This is a genomic window from Streptomyces sp. ISL-36, assembly GCF_018614205.1.
Lineage (GTDB): Bacteria > Actinomycetota > Actinomycetes > Streptomycetales > Streptomycetaceae > Streptomyces.
In genome coordinates, this window is sequence record NZ_JAGGOS010000070.1 from 16,327 (window position 1) to 33,537 (window position 17,211).

Here is a 17,211-nt window from a genome sequence, read left to right on the forward strand (position 1 = left end):
ATGAATCACGCAACTGACCTCTATCCGACCGAACTTCAGGCGAGCTACCGCATGGGCTTCACCGTCGGTGAGCACTCCGCCGGTCACATGCGCCGCATCCTGCGCATGTTCCTCAGCCGCTGGGGGCTCGACCACCTCACCGACGCCGCCGAGCTCGCGCTCACCGAGCTCGTCGCCAATGTCGTACGGCACGTCCCCGGACGGCGCTGCACCGTGCTGATCCTGCGTGAGCCGCACGGTCTCCGCGTGGAGGTGGCCGACACGGCACCCGGGCCGCTGTACGCCAAGGCGGTGGAGCCGCTCGCGGAGGGCGGGCGCGGGCTCACGCTCGTCGAGGCCGTGACGGACCGATGGGGGGTGGAGCCGTCCGCCGGCGGCAAGACGGTGTGGTTCGAGTGCGACTCCCACCCCTACTGATCCACGTGAGGTTAGGCTAACCTACCCTCGACTTGCCCAGGCCGAACGAACCCGGCACGTATCGAAAGCGACTTCGCCATGCCCAGCAACGCCCGAGCCACTCATCTCACCCGCCGCGGACTGCTCGCCGCGGGCGGCGCCCTCGGGCTCGGCGCCGCGCTCGCCGCCTGCGGCAGCGAGACCACGTCCGGCTCCGACTCCGGCGCCGCCGCGAAGTCCGGCTCCTGGGAGTTCAAGGACGACCGCGGTCAGGTCGCCAAGACCGCGTCCACGCCGAAGAACATCGTCGCCTTCACCGGTACCGCCGCCGCCCTCCTCGACTTCGGCATCCAGGTCAAGGGCGTCTTCGGCCCGACCTACGTCGAGGACCCGAAGACCAAGGAGAAGAAGCCGGACGTCCAGGCCGGCGACCTCGACATCGCGAAGGTCAAGGTCATCGGCAACGTCTGGGGCGAGTTCAAGATCGAGGAGTACCTGAAGCTCAACCCCGAGCTCCTCATCACGGACATGTGGGAGAAGAACGACCTCTGGTACGTCCCGGCGGAGCAGAAGGACAAGATCCTCAAGATCGCCCCGAGCGTCGCCCTGTGGGCCGCGGACAAGTCGATGCCGGCCGTGCTCCAGCGCCACGCCGACCTCGCCGCCTCGCTGGGCGCCGACGTCAGGACGAAGAAGATCCAGGACGACAAGGCCCGCTTCGAGGCGGCCGCCGAGCGGGTCCGCCAGGCCGCCAAGGGCAAGAAGGACATCAAGGTCCTGATCGGCTCCGGCTCGCCCGACCTCTTCTACGTCTCCACCCCGGTCCGGCCGACCGACACGCTCTACTTCCAGGAGCTGGGCGTCAACCTGGTCGTGCCCACCAAGCTGGACCAGGGCGGCTGGTTCGAGGGTCTGAGCTGGGAGAACGTCGACAAGTACCAGGCCGACATCATCATGCTCGACAACCGCACCTCGGCCCTGCAGCCGGAGGCCCTCAAGGCCAAGCCGACCTGGGCCGCGCTGCCCGCCGTCAAGGCCGGCCAGGTCATCCCGCGCGTGACCGAGCCGATCTACTCCTACGCCAAGTGCGCCCCGCTCCTGGAGGACCTGGCCAAGGCCCTGGAGAACGCGAAGAAGGTGTCCTGACCCGATGACGACCGCCGAGACCGCCCCGTTCCAGTTCTTCTCCCTCCAGGTCGACCGGACGAGGCGGCTCGGTCCGTCCCTGGCCCGGGTCACCTTCACGGGAGAGGACCTGAAGGCCTTCGCCTCCGGGGGGCGCGACCAGTCGCTCTCCCTCTTCCTGCCGCACCCCGGCCAGCCGGAGCCCGTCCTGCCGCCGCTGGACGACCCGGACATGTACGCGATCCTGGGCGCATGGCGCGCGATGCCCGACGACGAGCGCGCGGTGATGCGCTCGTACACCGTGCGGGAGCAGCGCACCGCACCGCGCCACGAGGTCGACATCGACTTCGCGCTGCACGAGGACGGCGGGCCCGCCTGCCGCTGGGCACAGCACGCCGGGCCGGGTGACAGGGTGGTCGTCCTCGGCCCCGCGGTCGCGGCGAACACCGGCGTCCGCTTCCAGCTGCCGGACGACGCCGACTCCGTACTGATCTGGGCGGACGAGACGGCGCTGCCCGCCGCCTCCGCGATCCTGGAGTGGCTGCCGGCCGAGACCCGGGCCCATGTCTACCTCGAAGTCCCGTACTCCGGCGACCGCACGGAGCTCGCCACCGAGGCCGACGCCACCGTCACCTGGCTCGTACGGGAGGAGGGCGCGCCCTCCGCCGTGGACGCGGTGCGCGGTGCCGAGCTGCCCGGCGAGGCGCCGTACGTCTGGCTGGCCGGCGAGTCCGGCTCCGTGAAGGCGCTGCGCCGCCACTTCGTGAACGAGCGTCAACTCGACCGTCGCCGTGTGACGTTCGTCGGCTACTGGCGCAAGGGGCTGTCCGAGGACGCCCTGCGCGAGGCGCCGCAGGACGAGGCGTAACCGAGGGTCGACTTCCGCGCCCTCAGGGGGCGAGGGGCCGTTGCGATACAGAATTAGGTTAGGCTAACCTTACTTCGCACGCTCGCCCCTCGCCCCCTCTCCTCTTCTCGGAGGGAGCACCGAGTCCCGTCACGGGAGGACCCTTCACATGCGCTCGCACCTGCTCAACGACGCCACGGCGGAGAGCTACCGGCGCTCCGTCACCGAAGGAGTCGAGCGGGTGGCGGACAAACTCGCCACGACACGACGCCCGTTCACCGGCGTCACCCCCGCCGAACTGGCCCCCCTCGTCGACGCGGTCGACCTCGACAAGCCGCTCGGGGACTCCTCCGCCGCCCTCGACGAGCTGGAGAGCGTCTACCTCCGCGACGCCGTCTACTTCCACCACCCGCGCTACCTGGGCCACCTCAACTGCCCGGTCGTGATCCCCGCCGTCCTCGGCGAAGCCGTCCTCTCGGCTGTCAACTCCTCGCTGGACACCTGGGACCAGAGCGCGGGCGGCACCCTCATCGAGCGCAAGCTCATCGACTGGACCGCCGCCCGCATCGGCCTCGGCCCGGCCGCCGACGGCGTGTTCACCAGCGGCGGTACGCAGTCCAACCTCCAGGCGCTGCTGCTCGCCCGTGAGGAGGCCAAGACGGACGACCTGAGCCGGCTGCGGATCTTCTCCTCCGAGTGCAGCCACTTCAGCGTCCAGAAGTCGGCCACTCTCCTCGGCCTCGGCCGCGACGCCGTCGTCTCCATCCCCGTCGACCGCGAGCGGCGCATGCAGTCCGTCGTCCTCGCCGCCGAGCTGGAGGCCTGCCGCGCCGAGGGCCTGGTCCCGATGGCGATCGTCGCCACCGCCGGCACCACCGACTTCGGCTCCATCGACCCGCTTCCCGAGATCGCCGCCCTGGCCTCCGAGTACGGCGCCTGGATGCACGTGGACGCGGCCTACGGCTGCGGACTGCTCGCCTCCCGCACCCGCCGCCACCTCCTGGACGGCATCGAGCGGGCCGACTCGGTCACCGTCGACTACCACAAGTCCTTCTTCCAGCCGGTGAGCTCCTCCGCCGTCCTGGTCCGCGACGGCGCCACCCTGCGCCACGCGACCTACCACGCGGACTACCTCAACCCCCGTCGCGCGGTCGCGGAGCTGATTCCCAACCAGGTCGACAAGTCGCTGCAGACCACCCGCCGCTTCGACGCCCTCAAGCTGTGGATGACGCTGCGCGTGATGGGCGCCGACGGCGTCGGCCAGCTCTTCGACGAGGTCTGCGACCTGGCGTCGGCCGGCTTCGAGCTGCTCGCCGCGGACCCGCGCTACGACGTGGTCGTCCAGCCGCAGCTGTCCACCCTGGTCTACCGCTACATCCCCGAGGCCGTCACCTCCCCCGCGGAGATCGACCGGGCCAACCTCCACGCCCGCAAAACGCTCTTCGCCTCCGGCGAGGCCGTCGTCGCCGGGACGAAGGTCGACGGCCGCCAGTACCTGAAGTTCACCCTGCTCAACCCCGAGACGACGGTGTCCGACATCGCCGCCGTCCTGGACCTGATAGCCGGCCACGCCGAGCAGTACCTGGGAGAGAACCTTGTCCACGCCTGACACGTACGACTTCATCGGCATCGGGCTCGGTCCGTTCAATCTCGGCCTGGCCTGCCTGACCGAACCGATCGACCATCTGAACGGCCTCTTCCTGGAGTCGAAGCCCGACTTCGAGTGGCACTCGGGCATGTTTCTCGAAGGCGCCCACCTCCAGACCCCGTTCGTGTCGGACCTGGTGACGCTCGCCGACCCGACCTCGCCGTACTCCTTCCTCAGCTATCTGAAGGAGAAGGGCCGCCTCTACTCCTTCTACATCCGCGAGAACTTCTACCCGCTGCGCACGGAGTACAACGACTACTGCCGCTGGGCCGCGGGCAAGCTGAGCAGCATCCGCTTCTCGACGACCGTCGCCTCCGTCTCGTACGACGAGGGGAGCGAGGAGTACGTCATCGCGACCGACGGCGGAGAAACGTTCCGCGCCCGCCGCATCGTGCTGGGCACCGGCACCCCGCCGTACGTTCCGGAGTCCTGCCAGGGACTCGGCGGCGACCTGATCCACAACTCGCGCTACCTCCCGAACAAGGAGGCGCTGCAGAAGAAGAAGTCGATCACCCTGGTCGGCAGCGGCCAGAGCGCGGCCGAGATCTACTACGACCTCCTCGCCGAGATCGACGTGCACGGCTACCGGCTCAACTGGGTGACCCGCTCCCCGCGCTTCTTCCCGCTGGAGTACACCAAGCTCACCCTGGAGATGACCTCCCCGGAGTACGTGGACTACTTCCACGCGCTTCCCGAGCGGACCCGCTACCGCCTGGAGACCCAGCAGAAGGGCCTCTTCAAGGGCATCGACGGCGAGCTGATCGACGCCATCTTCGACCTGCTCTACCAGAAGAACCTGGCGGGACCCGTCCCCACCCGGCTGCTCACCAACTCCGCCCTGCACTCCGCCGCCTACGACGAGACGAGCGGCACGTACACGCTCGGCTTCCACCAGGAGGAGCAGGAGAAGGACTTCACGCTGGAGACCGAGGGCCTGATCCTCGCCACCGGCTACAAGTACGCCGTCCCCGCCTTCCTCGAGCCGGTCCGCGACCGCCTCAGGTGGGACGGCCAGGGCCGCTTCGACGTGGCCCGCAACTACTCGATCGACACGACGGGCCGCGGGGTCTTCCTGCAGAACGCCGGCGTGCACACGCACTCCATCACCTCGCCCGACCTGGGCATGGGCGCGTACCGCAACGCGTACATCATCGGAGAGATGCTGGGCTCCGAGTACTACCCCGTCGAGAAGACCATCGCGTTCCAGGAGTTCTCCGTATGACCTTCCGTGTCCGTCCCCTCGATCCGCTCGCCGACGCCGAGCTGATCCACCCCTGGGTCACCCACCCCAAGGCCGCGTTCTGGATGATGCAGGACGCGAAACTCCAGGACGTGGAGCGCGAGTACATGGCGATAGCCGCGCACCCGCACCATGACGCCTTCATCGGCCTGGCGGACGACGAGCCGGTCTTCCTGATGGAGCGGTACGACCCGTCCGAGGTCGAGCTGGTCGGCCTGTACGAGCCGCAGCCCGGCGACGTCGGCATGCACTTCCTGGTCGCGCCGACCGACACGCCCGTGCACGGCTTCACGCGGTCCGTCATCACCGCCGTGATGACCGAGCTGTTCGCCGATCCGGCCACCGCCCGGGTCGTCGTCGAGCCCGATGTCCGCAACAAGGCCGTGCACGCGCTCAACGCGGCCGTCGGCTTCGTCGCCGAGCGGGAGATCGAGAAGCCGGAGAAGACCGCGCTGCTCAGCTTCTGCACGCGCGAGCAGTTCGAGGCCGCCGTGGGAGCCGCCGTGTACAGCGAATTCCCGGGCGACAACCCCCGGACCCCCGGCCGGGAAGACGCGCGGTCGAGCCTGGCGACCTCGCTCGCGGGTGGTGACTCCCGGTGAACCCCGTCTCCCACCTCACCCCCGCCCGCTGGGCCGACGCCAACCGCGCGCTGATCCGCAAGGGCCTCGCCGAGTTCACCCACGAGCGCCTCCTCGACCCCCAGGAGCTGGGAGAGAGCCGTTACCGGGTCCTCAGCGACGACGGCACGATCGAGTACCGCTTCACCGCCGACCGCTTCGCGCTCGACCACTGGCAGGTCTATCCGGACTCCATCAGCTGCCACCGCGGCGACGAGCAGCTTCCCCTCGACGCCCTGCGGTTCGTCACCGAGCTGCGTGGCTCGCTGGGCCTGAGCGACGAGATCCTGCCGGTCTACCTGGAGGAGATCTCCTCCACCCTGGCCGGTACGGCGTACAAGTCGACCAAGCCGCAGGTCTCCGCCGCCGAGCTGGCACGCGCGGACTTCCAGGCGATCGAGACCGGGATGACCGAGGGCCACCCCTGCTTCGTCGCCAACAACGGCCGGCTCGGCTTCGGCGTGGACGAGTACCGCGCCTACGCCCCCGAGGCCGCGTCGCCCATCCACCTGATCTGGCTCGCCGCGCGCCGCGACCGCACCACCTTCACCGCGGGTACGGGCATCGAGTACGAGACCTTCATCCGCGCCGAGCTGGGCGACAAGGCGGTCGACGGCTTCGCGGCGACCCTCGCCGAGCGGGGCCTGGACCTGGCCGACTACCTGCTGATGCCGGCCCACCCCTGGCAGTGGTGGAACAAGCTGTCGGTCACCTTCGCCGCCGAGGTCGCCCAGGAACGCCTGGTGTACCTGGGCGAGGGCGACGACGCCTATCTGGCCCAGCAGTCGATCCGTACCTTCTTCAACTCCTCCGACCCGGCGAAGCACTATGTGAAGACGGCCCTGTCCGTCATCAACATGGGCTTCATGCGGGGGCTCTCGGCCGCGTACATGGAGGCCACTCCGGCCATCAACGACTGGCTGGCGGGTCTGATCGAGTCCGACTCCGTCCTGAAGGCGGCGCGGTTCTCGATCATCCGGGAGCGGGCCGCCATCGGCTACCGGCACCTGGAGTACGAGGCCGCCACCGACCGCTACTCGCCCTACCGCAAGATGCTCGCCGCGCTCTGGCGCGAGTCCCCCGTGCCGACCCTCGCGCCGGGCGAGCGGCTCGCGACCATGGCCTCGCTGCTCCATGTCGACCACGAGGGCGCTTCCTTCGCGGGCGCCCTGATCAAGGACTCGGGCCTGGCCCCGACGGCATGGCTGCGCGGCTATCTGGACGCGTACCTGCTGCCGATCCTGCACTGCTTCTACGCGTACGACCTGGTCTACATGCCGCACGGCGAGAACGTGATCCTGGTCCTCGGCGAGCGGGGTGCGGTCTCCCGGGCGGTCTTCAAGGACATCGCCGAGGAGATCTGCGTCATGGACCCGCACGCGGTCCTGCCGCCGGCGGTGGAGCGGATCCGGGCCGAGGTCCCGGAGGACATGAAGCTGCTGTCGGTCTTCACCGACGTCTTCGACTGCTTCTTCCGCTTCCTCGCGGCCACCCTGGCGGCGGAGGGCGTCCTCGACGAGGACGACTTCTGGCGGACGGTCGCGGAGAGCGTGCGCGGCTACCAGGAGGCGAAGCCGGAACTGGCGGACAGGTTCGCGCAGTACGACCTGTTCGCCGAGACGTTCGCGCTGTCGGCCCTCAACCGGCTCCAGCTGCGGAACAACAAGCAGATGGTGGACCTGGCCGACCCGTCGGCGGCGCTCCAGCTCGTCGGCGACCTGGTGAACCCGATCGCGCGGTTCGCCTGACGTTCTCACCTGACGTCTCGCCCGGCAGACCGGTGCGAGCCCCGGCGGAGTACGGTCCTCCGCCGGGGCTCACACCTAGGCGCCGCCGCCGTACGGGCAGTGCTGCCCCTCCTCGCGCGGACACGTGATGAGCGCCCGTGACAGGTACTGCTGCGCCTTCGAGTAATACCCCTGGACCACGTCACTCCCCGCCGCCAACCGCAGCGTCTCCCGGGTGTGCCGCAGCCGGTCCCAGAGCGGGAAGTGCTCCAGGTCCACGGGAGCGTTCTGCGTCAACTCCCCCTCGATCCAGGCGACGGCCGCCTCCACGTCGGCATACGTGGCCACCACCTGCTCACCGGGCCGCCGCAGCCAATCCTTGATCTCGATCGGCGGATAGTCGGCCGGCACTTCCCGCCGACGGATCGCCCCGTCGCCGTACGACCGCCCTGTGTAGGCGTACGCATGCCAGTGGCGGGTCGCACGCTCCTCACTGGGCGACACGGGCAGCTGCCTTCCGGGCGAGCTCGGCCACGTGCCCGGACTCCAGCAGCAGGAGCGCCCCGATCAGGTACTCCCGGGTCCACCGGATCGCCGCATCCGGTGCGGACAGCAGGGCGGCCGGCGAGATCTCGGCCCGCAAGGCGGGATCCACCAGGGCCTGAGACAGAATCTCGCCCGCCATTTCGGACGCCAGCCAGTGGAACGTGCGTTCCTTGAGCGCGAAGGTGAGATGGAGAGAGGTTCCGTCCCCCACGGTGTACGGCGAGTGGACGTAGCCGCGCGGCAGCCAGAACACGTCACCGGGCTCCAGCGTGAACGACTGGGCGGGAGCGGTGTGGGCGAGGTGGCGCAGCTCCTCCGGGGTGAACCCTCGCTCCAGGAAGTTGCCGTGTTCCGTCGTCGGGTTCTCGACGAAGGGCGGGTGCAGGGGCCATGTCTTCCGCCCGGCGAGCTGGACGATGAGGGTGACGTACGGGTCGTAGTGGTACTTGAGCCCCTGCGCTCCCGGCGGAGTCAGGTACGCGTTCACGTGCACCAGGCAGCCCGTCTCGTCCTGGATCTCACGACGCAGGTGGCTCAGGGACGGCTTGACCGTCTGAAGCTGCCGGACGGAGATCGTGCCCCCGTCGTCGAGATGGGCGCGGAGCGCGCCGGTCCGGGGCATGTCGCCGTCGACGTATGCGTACCGCTCCAGAATCCTTCCGTCCTTGAGCAGGACAACGTTCCGGGCGGGGACGCACTCGGCGTCGATCAGCGCGTCGACTTCGTCGAGGGACCACAAGTGGGCCAGGTCGCCGGGGTCGCGGCGGAAGAGTGTCGGCCGGGTGGGCCACTTCTTCAGGATCTCCGGGACGTCGTCCACGAGATCAGCCAGCGGCATTGCTGACTCCTTACGGGAGTGGGTGGGGAGCGGCGAACGGGGCCCAGCGCGTGTGGCGCGGGCCCCGAAACGGATCAGCCGGTCGGGTCGACCTTGGCGATCCATCCGCGTGCGAACGCGGTGATCTCCTCCGCGCTCATCCGCAGCTCCCGGCCGGCTCCCTCGGGCTTGTTGTCACCGAGCGCGTACCCGCCGCCGCGCAGCTCGGCGAGCGTGATGCAGCTCTCCATGTTGCCGGTGTTGTCCGTTCCGCCCCCGCAGAGCGCGGCGAACTCGCCGGACACCTCCCGCTCGTACAGATCGCTCATTAGTGTGGATCTCCTGTCTCTGCCAATGCTGGGACTGGGTCCCGCCCCCGGACGGTCTTGCCGGACATCACCGGGGGCGGGACGTGACCCGCTCCCCTGAAACGAGGAAGCGGAGCCGTGGGGCATCGCCCGTGAGGGGCGACCTGTTGGTCAGCGCGTGACGACGAGGGCCATGGCGAGGACGCCGACGGCTCCCACGGCCGTGACGGCCACCGCGTAGAGCCTCACCGCGCCCGCGTCACGGCGCCGCATCGATACGCATCTTCGGCGGATCGTGCGGGTGGTTCCTGATCTCCACCACGCAGTCCACGGCGGCGGATTCGTCGTGCTGCGGGCCGGTGCCCATGTAGTGGTCGAACCACCTCACGAGGTACGAGCACGGCGTGCAGTCCGGAACCGGCTCGGGCCGGGGACGGAGCCCGTAGTCGGCGGAGAGGACGACCGTCGCCGGTACGGGGTTGGTGAGGATGCGGACACTCGACCACTCGTCCTCCGTGGGCGGGCGCAGGTTCCCGGGCGACGCGGCCCACTCGGCGCCGCCGCCCAGGGGACGCAGGTAAACCGTCCCGTCACGGTGCCGCGACACTCGTCCGAGCCGGGCCGTCCCATTGCCGGTATCGGCCACAAAGGCACCGGCGACGGGGAGGGCTAGGGGTTGGTCCGGGGGTGGGGGGACGCTGTCTACGAACATGGCCGCTCCTCTCCGTAGCGACGTCACTACAGGAGCGTCAGCGTGACCTAGAGTCAGAGTTCCTTCAACTGGTCAACTAGTCGGACGAGAAGGGAGAGTTGTGGTCAATCGCAAGGAGTTGAGGCCGGAAAGCAGCCCCCGGGCAGCGTTCGGCGCCCATCTGCGCAGGCAGCGTGAGGTTCGTGGCTGGACCCAGGAAGATCTGGCTACGCGCATGGGGAACTCCAGTCAGCACATTTCGGCCGTGGAAACGGGACGCAAACCGCCAACCCTCCTTTTCTCACGGAAGGCGGATCGGGTCTTCGCTACCTCCGGGACGGGGGAGTCGTTCGAGCGCGAGTGGCACGAGATGCGTCGTGGCAGCCTGCTGGAAGGGTTCCCGGAGTACGTCGAATACGAGAGACGGGCCGTCGAGATCCGGCTCTTTGAGATCGGGATCGTTCCAGGGCTCTTGCAGACCCCGGAGTACGCGCGGGTGCTGGCGTACAGCGCCGTGAAGCGAGGGGCCATCACCCCCCAGCAGGCCGACGAGCGCGTCGCGTTCCTGGCAGCGCGCCAGGCGGCGCTTGAGCGGGCCCAACCACCCATGATCTTTTTGGTGATAGACGAGAGCTGCATCCGGCGGCCGATCGGGGGAGAGAAGGTGATGAACGCTCAGCTGGAACGGCTCGTCGAGTTCGCGGACCGCCCCACCACCCTGCTCCAGATCGCTCCGTACGCCATAGGGGAGCGTCGCACGTTCGGCCTGCCGGTCATCCTGCTCACCCTCGCCGACCGGTCCGTGGTGGGCTACGCCGAGTCGCAGACGCAGGGGCACCTCGACCGGGAAATCACGTCTGTGCTGCCCCTGTTGACGGCCTACCATCAGCTTCAGGCCGAATCGCTCTCCCAAGCAGAGTCTGTGGCCATGGTCCAAGAGGTACGGAAGGGCATGTCGTGACGACCGAGCCCCCGCTGGTACAAGTCCTCCCACAGCGGCAACGACGGCATGAGCGTCGAGGTCGCCACCAACCTCGTCACCTCGCGCGACTTCATTCCCGTCCGTGACTCCAAGCGGCCGAACGGGCGCTTCGCGGCCGGCATCAAGGACGGTGAGCTCGGCGTCGCCTGACCGCCGCACCCCTACGCGAAACGCTCGGCCGGAGAGCCTAGGCCGAGCGTTTCGCATACGTACGGACGGACTACTCAGCGGGCCACGGGACCTGCGGCGAGCGGTAGTAGTCGATGCCGAGCGCCTCGAACCTCGGCCCCTGGGCCGCCAGGCGCAGCTTGTACGACTCCCAGTCGTGCGTGGCCGCCGGGGACCAGCCCAGCTCAGCCACCCCCGGCAGCCGCGGGAAGGCCATCTGGTCGATGTGGGCGTTCTCCGAGATGGTCTCCGTCCACAGCGGCGCCTCGACGCCCCGCACCGCCGCCTCCGGGGCGCCCGGCAGATAGGCCGCCGGGTTCCAGTCGTAGGACCGCCGCACCTCGACGTATCCCGCCCAGGCCAGGCCCAGCTTGGTCTCCTTGGTGTACTTCATGTCGAGGTAGACCCGGTCGGCGGGCGAGAGGATCAGGCCCGTGCCGTTCCGCGCGGCCTGCGCGACCTGCGCCTTCTCGGCGTCGGAGGTCCGGTCCAGGCCCCAGTACTGCGCGAGCGCGCCCTTCGCCGGCGTGGCCCCGGTCAGCTGGTGCCAGCCGATGACGGTCTTGCCGTACTTCGCGACGATCGGCTGGACCCTGTCCATGAAGGCCACGTAGTCCTCGTGGGTGGTGGAGTGCGCCTCGTCGCCGCCGATGTGGAGGTACTTCCCGGGGGTGAGCGCGGCGATCTCCCGGATCACGTCGTCCACGAAGTCGTACGTGACCGGCTTCGGCACGCACAGGGAGCTGAAGCCGACGTTCGTACCGGTGTAGAGCGGCGGGGCGACGCCGTCGCAGTTCAGCTCGGCGTAGGAGGCGAGGGCGGCGTTGGTGTGGCCGGGCAGGTCGATCTCCGGGACGACCTCCTGGTGGCGGGAGGCCGCGTAGCGGACGATCTCCTTGTAGTCCTCCTTGGTGTAGTGGCCGCCGGGGCCGCCCCCGACCTGGGTGGATCCTCCGTAGGTGGCGAGCCGGGGCCAGGAGTCGATGGCGATGCGCCAGCCCTGGTCGTCCGAGAGGTGCAGATGCAGCTTGTTCACCTTGTAGAGGGCGAGCTGGTCGATATAGCGCTTGACCTGGTCGACGGTGAAGAAGTGGCGGGAGACGTCGAGCATCGCGCCCCGGTAGGCGTAGCGCGGGGTGTCGGTGATGGCGCCGCCCGCGACCTTCCAGGGACCGGGCTGCACGGTGTCGCGCTCGACGGCCGCGGGGAGCTGCTGGCGCAGGGTCTGGACGCCGCGGAAGAGCCCGGCGGGCCGGTGCGCGGTGAGGGTGATGCCGCTCCGGCCCGACTGGAGCCGGTAGCCCTCCTCGCCGAGCGCCCGGTCGCCCGGACTGAGGCGGAGCAGGATGCCCCCGCGCGCCTCGTCCTCGTCGACGACCGGCAGGGGGTGGCCGGTCGAGGGGCGGAGCAGTCCGGCGAGGTAGTCGCCGACGGCGCGGGATTCGCGGGAGTCCTCGTCGACGCGGATGCGGGTGGCGGCGGTGATCGTGTACGGGGCGCCGCCGGGGGTGACGGAGGCGGGGGCGGGGACGATCTGACCGAGAGGCCGGACGGCGGGATCGGCGGTCGCGTCGGCGGTGGCGGACGCGGTGGGGGCGGCTGCGGCGCACGAGATGCCTGCTGCCGTCACGAGCAGCAGGGCACCGAGAACACGCGGGAACGTTCTGCGCTGTCTCACGGGCAATGTCCCTTTCGACGGGCTTCGCGACTCCGGGTATGCGTATCCGAACAGTCACCATGCGTACCGGGCGCCACTGCAGCGGTCAAGGTGTAGACCAATTCGACTCTCCGAGGCGCCGATCATGGAACCGTCTGCCCGATTCCGGGCAGAAATCTTGCGTAGACACCCGGGTACCCCTCAGTATTCACGGGTGCTCGAACGCCGCTCGTCGCATGACGACCTCATCGACCACCTGGTGCGCAGCACCGCGCTCCAGCGCGGTGAGGCCGCCCGGGTGGTGCTCGACGTGCTGGCGTACTTCGACGAGTCGACCGAGGACTTCGTCCGCCGCCGCCACCGCGAACTGCAGTCCGGCGGGGCCGTGAACGCCGAGATCTTCGAACGCATCGCGGCCGAACTGCCGCACCGCGCCGTGGCGCCGCCGGAGCTCTCGCTCCGGCAACTGCGCCGCATCGTCTACGGCTGAGCAGCCGAGCACACCCACTGACTTGGAGGGGTTACACCTTTATGTGCGGAATTGTCGGTTACATCGGAAAGCGCGACGTGGCCCCGCTGCTCCTTGAGGGGCTGCAGCGGCTGGAGTACCGGGGGTACGACTCCGCCGGCATCGTCATCACCAGCCCGAAGGCCACCGGCCTGAAGATGGTCAAGGCCAAGGGCCGGGTCCGTGACCTGGAAGCCCGCGTCCCCAAGCGCTTCACCGGCACCACCGGCATCGCCCACACCCGCTGGGCCACCCACGGCGCCCCCAGCGACATCAACTCCCACCCCCACCTCGACCCCGAGAACAAGGTCGCCGTCGTCCACAACGGCATCGTCGACAACGCGCAGGAGCTGCGCGCCAAGCTGGAGGCCGACGGCGTCGTCTTCGCCTCCGAGACCGACACCGAGGTCATCACCCACCTCATCGCCCGCTCCCAGGCCACCAGCCTGGAGGAGAAGGTCCGCGAGGCACTCAAGGTCATCGAGGGCACCTACGGCATCGCCGTGATGCACGCCGACTTCAACGACCGCATCGTCGTGGCCCGCAACGGCTCCCCGGTCGTCCTCGGCATCGGCGAGAAGGAGATGTTCGTCGCCTCCGACGTCGCCGCCCTCATCGCCCACACCCGCCAGGTCGTCACCCTCGACGACGGCGAGATGGCCACCCTCAAGGCCGACGACTTCCGCACCTACACGACCTCCGGCGCGTCCACCACCGCCACCCCGGAGACCGTGGAGTGGGAGGCCGCCTCCTACGACATGGGCGGCCACGACACGTACATGCACAAGGAGATCTCCGAGCAGCCCGACGCGGTCGACCGCGTGCTGCGCGGCCGGATCGACGACCGCTTCTCCACCGTGCACCTGGGCGGCCTCAACCTGGACGCCCGCGAGGCCCGCACCATCCGCCGGATCAAGATCCTCGGCTGCGGCACCTCGTACCACGCCGGCCTCATCGGCGCCGGCCTCATCGAGTCCATGGCCCGCATCCCCGCCGACGCCGAGCCGGCCTCCGAGTTCCGCTACCGCAACCCGGTCGTCGACCCCGACACCCTCTACATCGCCGTCTCCCAGTCCGGTGAGACCTACGACGTGCTCGCCGCCGTCCAGGAGCTCAAGCGCAAGGGCGCCCGCGTCCTCGGCGTCGTCAACGTCGTCGGCTCGGCCATCGCCCGCGAGGCCGACGGCGGCGTGTACGTCCACGCCGGCCCCGAGGTCTGCGTCGTCTCCACCAAGTGCTTCACCAACACCGTCACCGCGTTCGCGCTGCTCGCGCTCCACCTCGGCCGCATCCGCGACCTGTCGGTGACCGACGGCAAGCGGATCATCGAGGGCCTGCGCAAGCTGCCCGCGCAGATCAGCGAGATCCTCGAGACCGAGGACGAGATCAAGAAGATCGCCGCGGAGTACGCGGGCGCCCAGTCGATGATGTTCATCGGCCGTGTGCGGGGCTACCCGGTGGCCCTGGAAGCCTCCCTGAAGCTCAAGGAGATCTCCTACATCCACGCCGAGGCCTACCCGGCCTCCGAGCTGAAGCACGGTCCGCTCGCGCTGATCGAGCCGGCCCTGCCCACGGTCGCCATCGTCCCCGACGACGACCTGCTGGAGAAGAACCGCGCCGCCCTGGAGGAGATCAAGGCCCGCAGCGGCCGCATCCTCGCGGTCGCCCACCAGCCGCAGGCGAAGGCCGACCACACCATCGTCGTGCCCAAGAACGAGGACGAGCTGGACCCGATCCTCATGGGCATCCCGCTCCAGCTCCTCGCCTACCACACGGCGCTCGCCATGGGCCGCGACATCGACAAGCCGCGCAACCTGGCCAAGTCCGTCACGGTCGAATAGCGGCCCCCCGGGCCTGTCCCCCGGAACCGCCGCCTTCGGGCCTGTCCCCCGAAGCCCCGACCGGACGCCGAGCGGTCCCTGCGCACGCCACCTGTGCACAGGGACCGCTCTTCCCTCTTTTTTGGGGGCTCGGTTCGCCTCCGGGGCGCTTGTGCGGCTGTCGACGGTCGATCGTGCTCGGCCCTCTTTTTGGGGGCTCGGTTCGCCTCCGGGGCGCTTGTGCGGCTGTCGACGGTCGATCGTGCTCGGCCGCTCGTTCCTCGCGGCCTGTGCGAGTTCTCCCTTTCGACAGCCGCGCGCCCCTTCGGCTCACTCGCCCCAGCCCTCCCACGGGCCCTTGTGCGTGCCCCCGTTTGGGGCCTTGTGGGGGCTCTGGCGCGGGCCCTTGGGAAGGTGCCGGGGGTCAGCCCGTGGCTGTCACGCCCCGGCGGGAGGGGCGGCCGAGGGACATCGGCCAGTGGGCCACCGCCGCCGTCGCGCCGTACCAGGCGGCGAGGCCGGCGACCGCGGCGACCCAGCCGCCCGCCTTGGCCAGACCGCCATTGTCGGCGAAGGCGCCTATGCCCAGCAGCAGCAGCGCCACGAACAGCAGCCCGTACACGCCCTGACCGAACAGACCGCTGCCCGACGCGGCCATCGTCAGCGTGAGCGCCAGCAGTGCCCACAGCAGCAGAAACAGCCCGGCCGCCTCCGCCGACGTGTCGCCCCCGACCCCGGTCCCCCAGGTGAACCAGAAGGCACCGAGCGCCGAATAGGCCGTGCCCGTACCGCCGTTGCCCGCGCGCAGGGCGAGCAGGCCGACCAGGAAGAGCGCCACTCCGCCGACCCAGGTGGCGAGGGCTGCGGCGTCCGACGCCGCGACGTTGTCGATCACACCGGTACTGCCGATGCCGAAGGCCAGCAAGGTCAGTCCGAGCGCGAGGTGGCCGAGAGTGGAGGTGGTGTTTCCCGCGGCGACTTCGTTGTCCACGGCGGGCTCCCTTCAGGTGTGCAGTTGTACTGCGTGAGCTGCTTGTTCCGGTGACCTTTATCTACCCTTCACAAGCGCACAAATCACCTCACGATGGCGAGAATTTATCGCCGTGCCAAGGGAGTTGACGGGACGTTCGGGGGTGCGGGCCGGGAGGCCGGGCTACGGGATGACGACGACGGGACGCTGCGCGCGCTTGGCGAGCCGTCCGGCGACCGAGCCGAAGATCCGGCCGACGATGCCGTGCGTGGAGCCGACCACGATCGCGTCGGCCGAGTACTCCCGGCCGACCTCCTCCAGCTCATGACAGATGTCGCCGCCGCGCTCGACGAGGATCCAGGGGACCTCGGTGAGATAGTCGGCGCAGGCGAGCTCCAGGCCCAGCACCTCGGTGCGGTGGTCCGGCACGTCGACGAAGACCGGGGGCTCGCACCCCGCCCAGACGGTGGTGGGCAGGCGGTTGGCGACATGCACGATGATCAGGCCGGAGCCTGAGCGGCGGGCCATGCCGATGGCGTAGGCGAGGGCTCGCTCGCTGGAGGTCGAGCCGTCGAAACCGACGACCACTCCGTGCCGGAAGGCGGGATCACAGGAGTGACGTGGCTGTTCCACCGCGAGGGGGTCGACCGTGGAGTCGGCGACGCGCTTGCGGTCCGCGGGTTCGGAGAATTCGTGACCGGCCATCGGTGTCTCGGCGAAGAGGATCCTTGTGGGAAGGAACGGGGGACGAACAACGGTTGGCGGCGGAGCTGTGTCCGGGAATCATCTTCCCAAGCCCATACCCCCAAGGGTACGGCGACACTCCTCTCCTGCCCAGAGCCGCCCGTGCCGCGCACGCCGCTCGCACGGCGTTCCAGGGAGCATGCACGAGCCCGTCCCGTTATGGCAATGCCGGTTGTGTCCTACAGGTGTCCGTACGGGGGCCGAACGGACGCTCCGCGCAGTGACCGGAACGTTCCGCTCCTCGTTCCCACAGGTCCACCCCACCGTCGCAGGGAGATCGCCCGTGCCCGCACCAACGGCCACCGCCGCCCACACCTCCGCCCCCGCCTCCGTCCCCACCCCGGCACGCGGCCGGCGCCGCGCCCCGGGCCGGCCGTCGGCGGCGGAGCCCGCGGGG

The 17,211-nt window shown here is 69.6% G+C and carries 17 protein-coding genes and 1 pseudogene; 11 read left to right on the top strand and 7 right to left on the bottom strand.

Annotation, left to right across the window (positions count from 1 at the left end; genetic code table 11):
- The 7 genes from J7E93_RS19305 to J7E93_RS19335 all read left to right on the top strand — a co-directional run bounded on the left by J7E93_RS19305 (position 1) and on the right by J7E93_RS19335 (position 7,624).
- Positions 1 to 417 (top strand): ATP-binding protein, encoded by a 417-nt coding sequence (locus J7E93_RS19305; RefSeq protein ID WP_251066774.1) that lies wholly within the window; start codon positions 1 to 3, stop codon positions 415 to 417.
- Between the two features lie 78 nt (positions 418 to 495).
- Positions 496 to 1,542 (top strand): ABC transporter substrate-binding protein, encoded by a 1,047-nt coding sequence (locus tag J7E93_RS19310; RefSeq protein ID WP_215071137.1) that lies wholly within the window; start codon positions 496 to 498, stop codon positions 1,540 to 1,542.
- A 4-nt stretch (positions 1,543 to 1,546) separates the two neighbouring features.
- Positions 1,547 to 2,389, top strand: coding sequence for a siderophore-interacting protein (locus J7E93_RS19315; protein WP_215071139.1), 843 nt, complete (start codon positions 1,547 to 1,549; stop codon positions 2,387 to 2,389).
- A gap of 148 nt (positions 2,390 to 2,537) precedes the next feature.
- Positions 2,538 to 3,977, top strand: a complete 1,440-nt coding sequence (locus tag J7E93_RS19320; RefSeq protein WP_215071141.1) for an aspartate aminotransferase family protein — start codon at positions 2,538 to 2,540, stop codon at positions 3,975 to 3,977.
- Positions 3,964 to 5,238 carry a lysine N(6)-hydroxylase/L-ornithine N(5)-oxygenase family protein gene (locus J7E93_RS19325; RefSeq protein ID WP_215071143.1) on the top strand — a complete coding sequence of 425 codons (1,275 nt, stop codon included), beginning with the start codon at positions 3,964 to 3,966 and terminating at the stop codon, positions 5,236 to 5,238. Before J7E93_RS19320 ends, J7E93_RS19325 begins: the two co-directional genes overlap by 14 nt.
- A complete protein-coding gene (locus J7E93_RS19330; RefSeq protein WP_215071145.1) occupies positions 5,235 to 5,858 on the top strand; it encodes a GNAT family N-acetyltransferase in 624 nt (207 codons plus the stop codon). The genes J7E93_RS19325 and J7E93_RS19330 overlap by 4 nt, the downstream gene beginning before the upstream one ends.
- Positions 5,855 to 7,624: an IucA/IucC family siderophore biosynthesis protein gene (locus tag J7E93_RS19335; RefSeq protein WP_215071147.1), complete on the top strand. Its 1,770-nt coding sequence runs from the start codon at positions 5,855 to 5,857 to the stop codon at positions 7,622 to 7,624. Before J7E93_RS19330 ends, J7E93_RS19335 begins: the two co-directional genes overlap by 4 nt.
- 75 nt (positions 7,625 to 7,699) lie before the next feature.
- Here the strand turns inward: J7E93_RS19335 and J7E93_RS19340 are convergent, their stop codons facing one another.
- The 4 genes from J7E93_RS19340 to J7E93_RS19355 all read right to left on the bottom strand — a co-directional run bounded on the left by J7E93_RS19340 (position 7,700) and on the right by J7E93_RS19355 (position 9,881).
- Entirely contained in the window at positions 7,700 to 8,107 is a 408-nt protein-coding gene (locus J7E93_RS19340; protein ID WP_215071149.1) for a hypothetical protein, read from the bottom strand.
- Entirely contained in the window at positions 8,094 to 8,987 is an 894-nt protein-coding gene (locus tag J7E93_RS19345) for a JmjC domain-containing protein (protein WP_215071151.1), read from the bottom strand. Before J7E93_RS19345 ends, J7E93_RS19340 begins: the two co-directional genes overlap by 14 nt.
- Before the next feature lie 74 nt (positions 8,988 to 9,061).
- The gene (locus J7E93_RS19350; protein ID WP_215071153.1) at positions 9,062 to 9,295 is read right to left on the bottom strand and encodes a DUF397 domain-containing protein; all 234 of its coding nucleotides are present in this window, start codon (positions 9,293 to 9,295) and stop codon (positions 9,062 to 9,064) included.
- A gap of 238 nt (positions 9,296 to 9,533) precedes the next feature.
- Positions 9,534 to 9,881 carry a hypothetical protein gene (locus J7E93_RS19355; protein WP_215071155.1) on the bottom strand — a complete coding sequence of 116 codons (348 nt, stop codon included), beginning with the start codon at positions 9,879 to 9,881 and terminating at the stop codon, positions 9,534 to 9,536.
- A gap of 205 nt (positions 9,882 to 10,086) precedes the next feature.
- On the opposite strand from J7E93_RS19355, the gene J7E93_RS19360 reads away from it, so the two are divergent.
- Together J7E93_RS19360 and J7E93_RS37210 are read left to right on the top strand one after the other, a co-directional pair.
- Positions 10,087 to 10,926 carry a helix-turn-helix transcriptional regulator gene (locus tag J7E93_RS19360; RefSeq protein WP_215071157.1) on the top strand — a complete coding sequence of 280 codons (840 nt, stop codon included), beginning with the start codon at positions 10,087 to 10,089 and terminating at the stop codon, positions 10,924 to 10,926.
- A 24-nt stretch (positions 10,927 to 10,950) separates the two neighbouring features.
- Positions 10,951 to 11,097: pseudogene (locus J7E93_RS37210) on the top strand (DUF397 domain-containing protein); the annotation flags it as partial.
- A gap of 70 nt (positions 11,098 to 11,167) precedes the next feature.
- Here J7E93_RS37210 and J7E93_RS19370 read toward each other — a convergent pair.
- Positions 11,168 to 12,793, bottom strand: a complete 1,626-nt coding sequence (locus J7E93_RS19370) for a beta-N-acetylhexosaminidase (RefSeq protein ID WP_215071160.1) — start codon at positions 12,791 to 12,793, stop codon at positions 11,168 to 11,170.
- A gap of 193 nt (positions 12,794 to 12,986) precedes the next feature.
- Between J7E93_RS19370 and J7E93_RS19375 the strand changes: the two genes are divergently transcribed.
- Both J7E93_RS19375 and glmS read left to right on the top strand, forming a co-directional pair.
- Entirely contained in the window at positions 12,987 to 13,262 is a 276-nt protein-coding gene (locus tag J7E93_RS19375) for a hypothetical protein (RefSeq protein ID WP_215071161.1), read from the top strand.
- 41 nt (positions 13,263 to 13,303) lie between these two features.
- Positions 13,304 to 15,121, top strand: a complete 1,818-nt coding sequence (glmS, locus tag J7E93_RS19380; protein WP_215071162.1) for a glutamine--fructose-6-phosphate transaminase (isomerizing) — start codon at positions 13,304 to 13,306, stop codon at positions 15,119 to 15,121.
- A 403-nt stretch (positions 15,122 to 15,524) separates the two neighbouring features.
- Here glmS and J7E93_RS19385 read toward each other — a convergent pair whose 3' ends face one another.
- Together J7E93_RS19385 and J7E93_RS19390 are read right to left on the bottom strand one after the other, a co-directional pair.
- Positions 15,525 to 16,091, bottom strand: a complete 567-nt coding sequence (locus J7E93_RS19385) for a GPR1/FUN34/YaaH family transporter (protein ID WP_215071163.1) — start codon at positions 16,089 to 16,091, stop codon at positions 15,525 to 15,527.
- Positions 16,092 to 16,253: 162 nt separating this feature from the next.
- On the bottom strand, positions 16,254 to 16,775 hold the full coding sequence (locus J7E93_RS19390) for a universal stress protein (protein ID WP_215071164.1): 522 nt from the start codon (positions 16,773 to 16,775) through the stop codon (positions 16,254 to 16,256).
- Positions 16,776 to 17,211 lie beyond the last annotated feature (436 nt).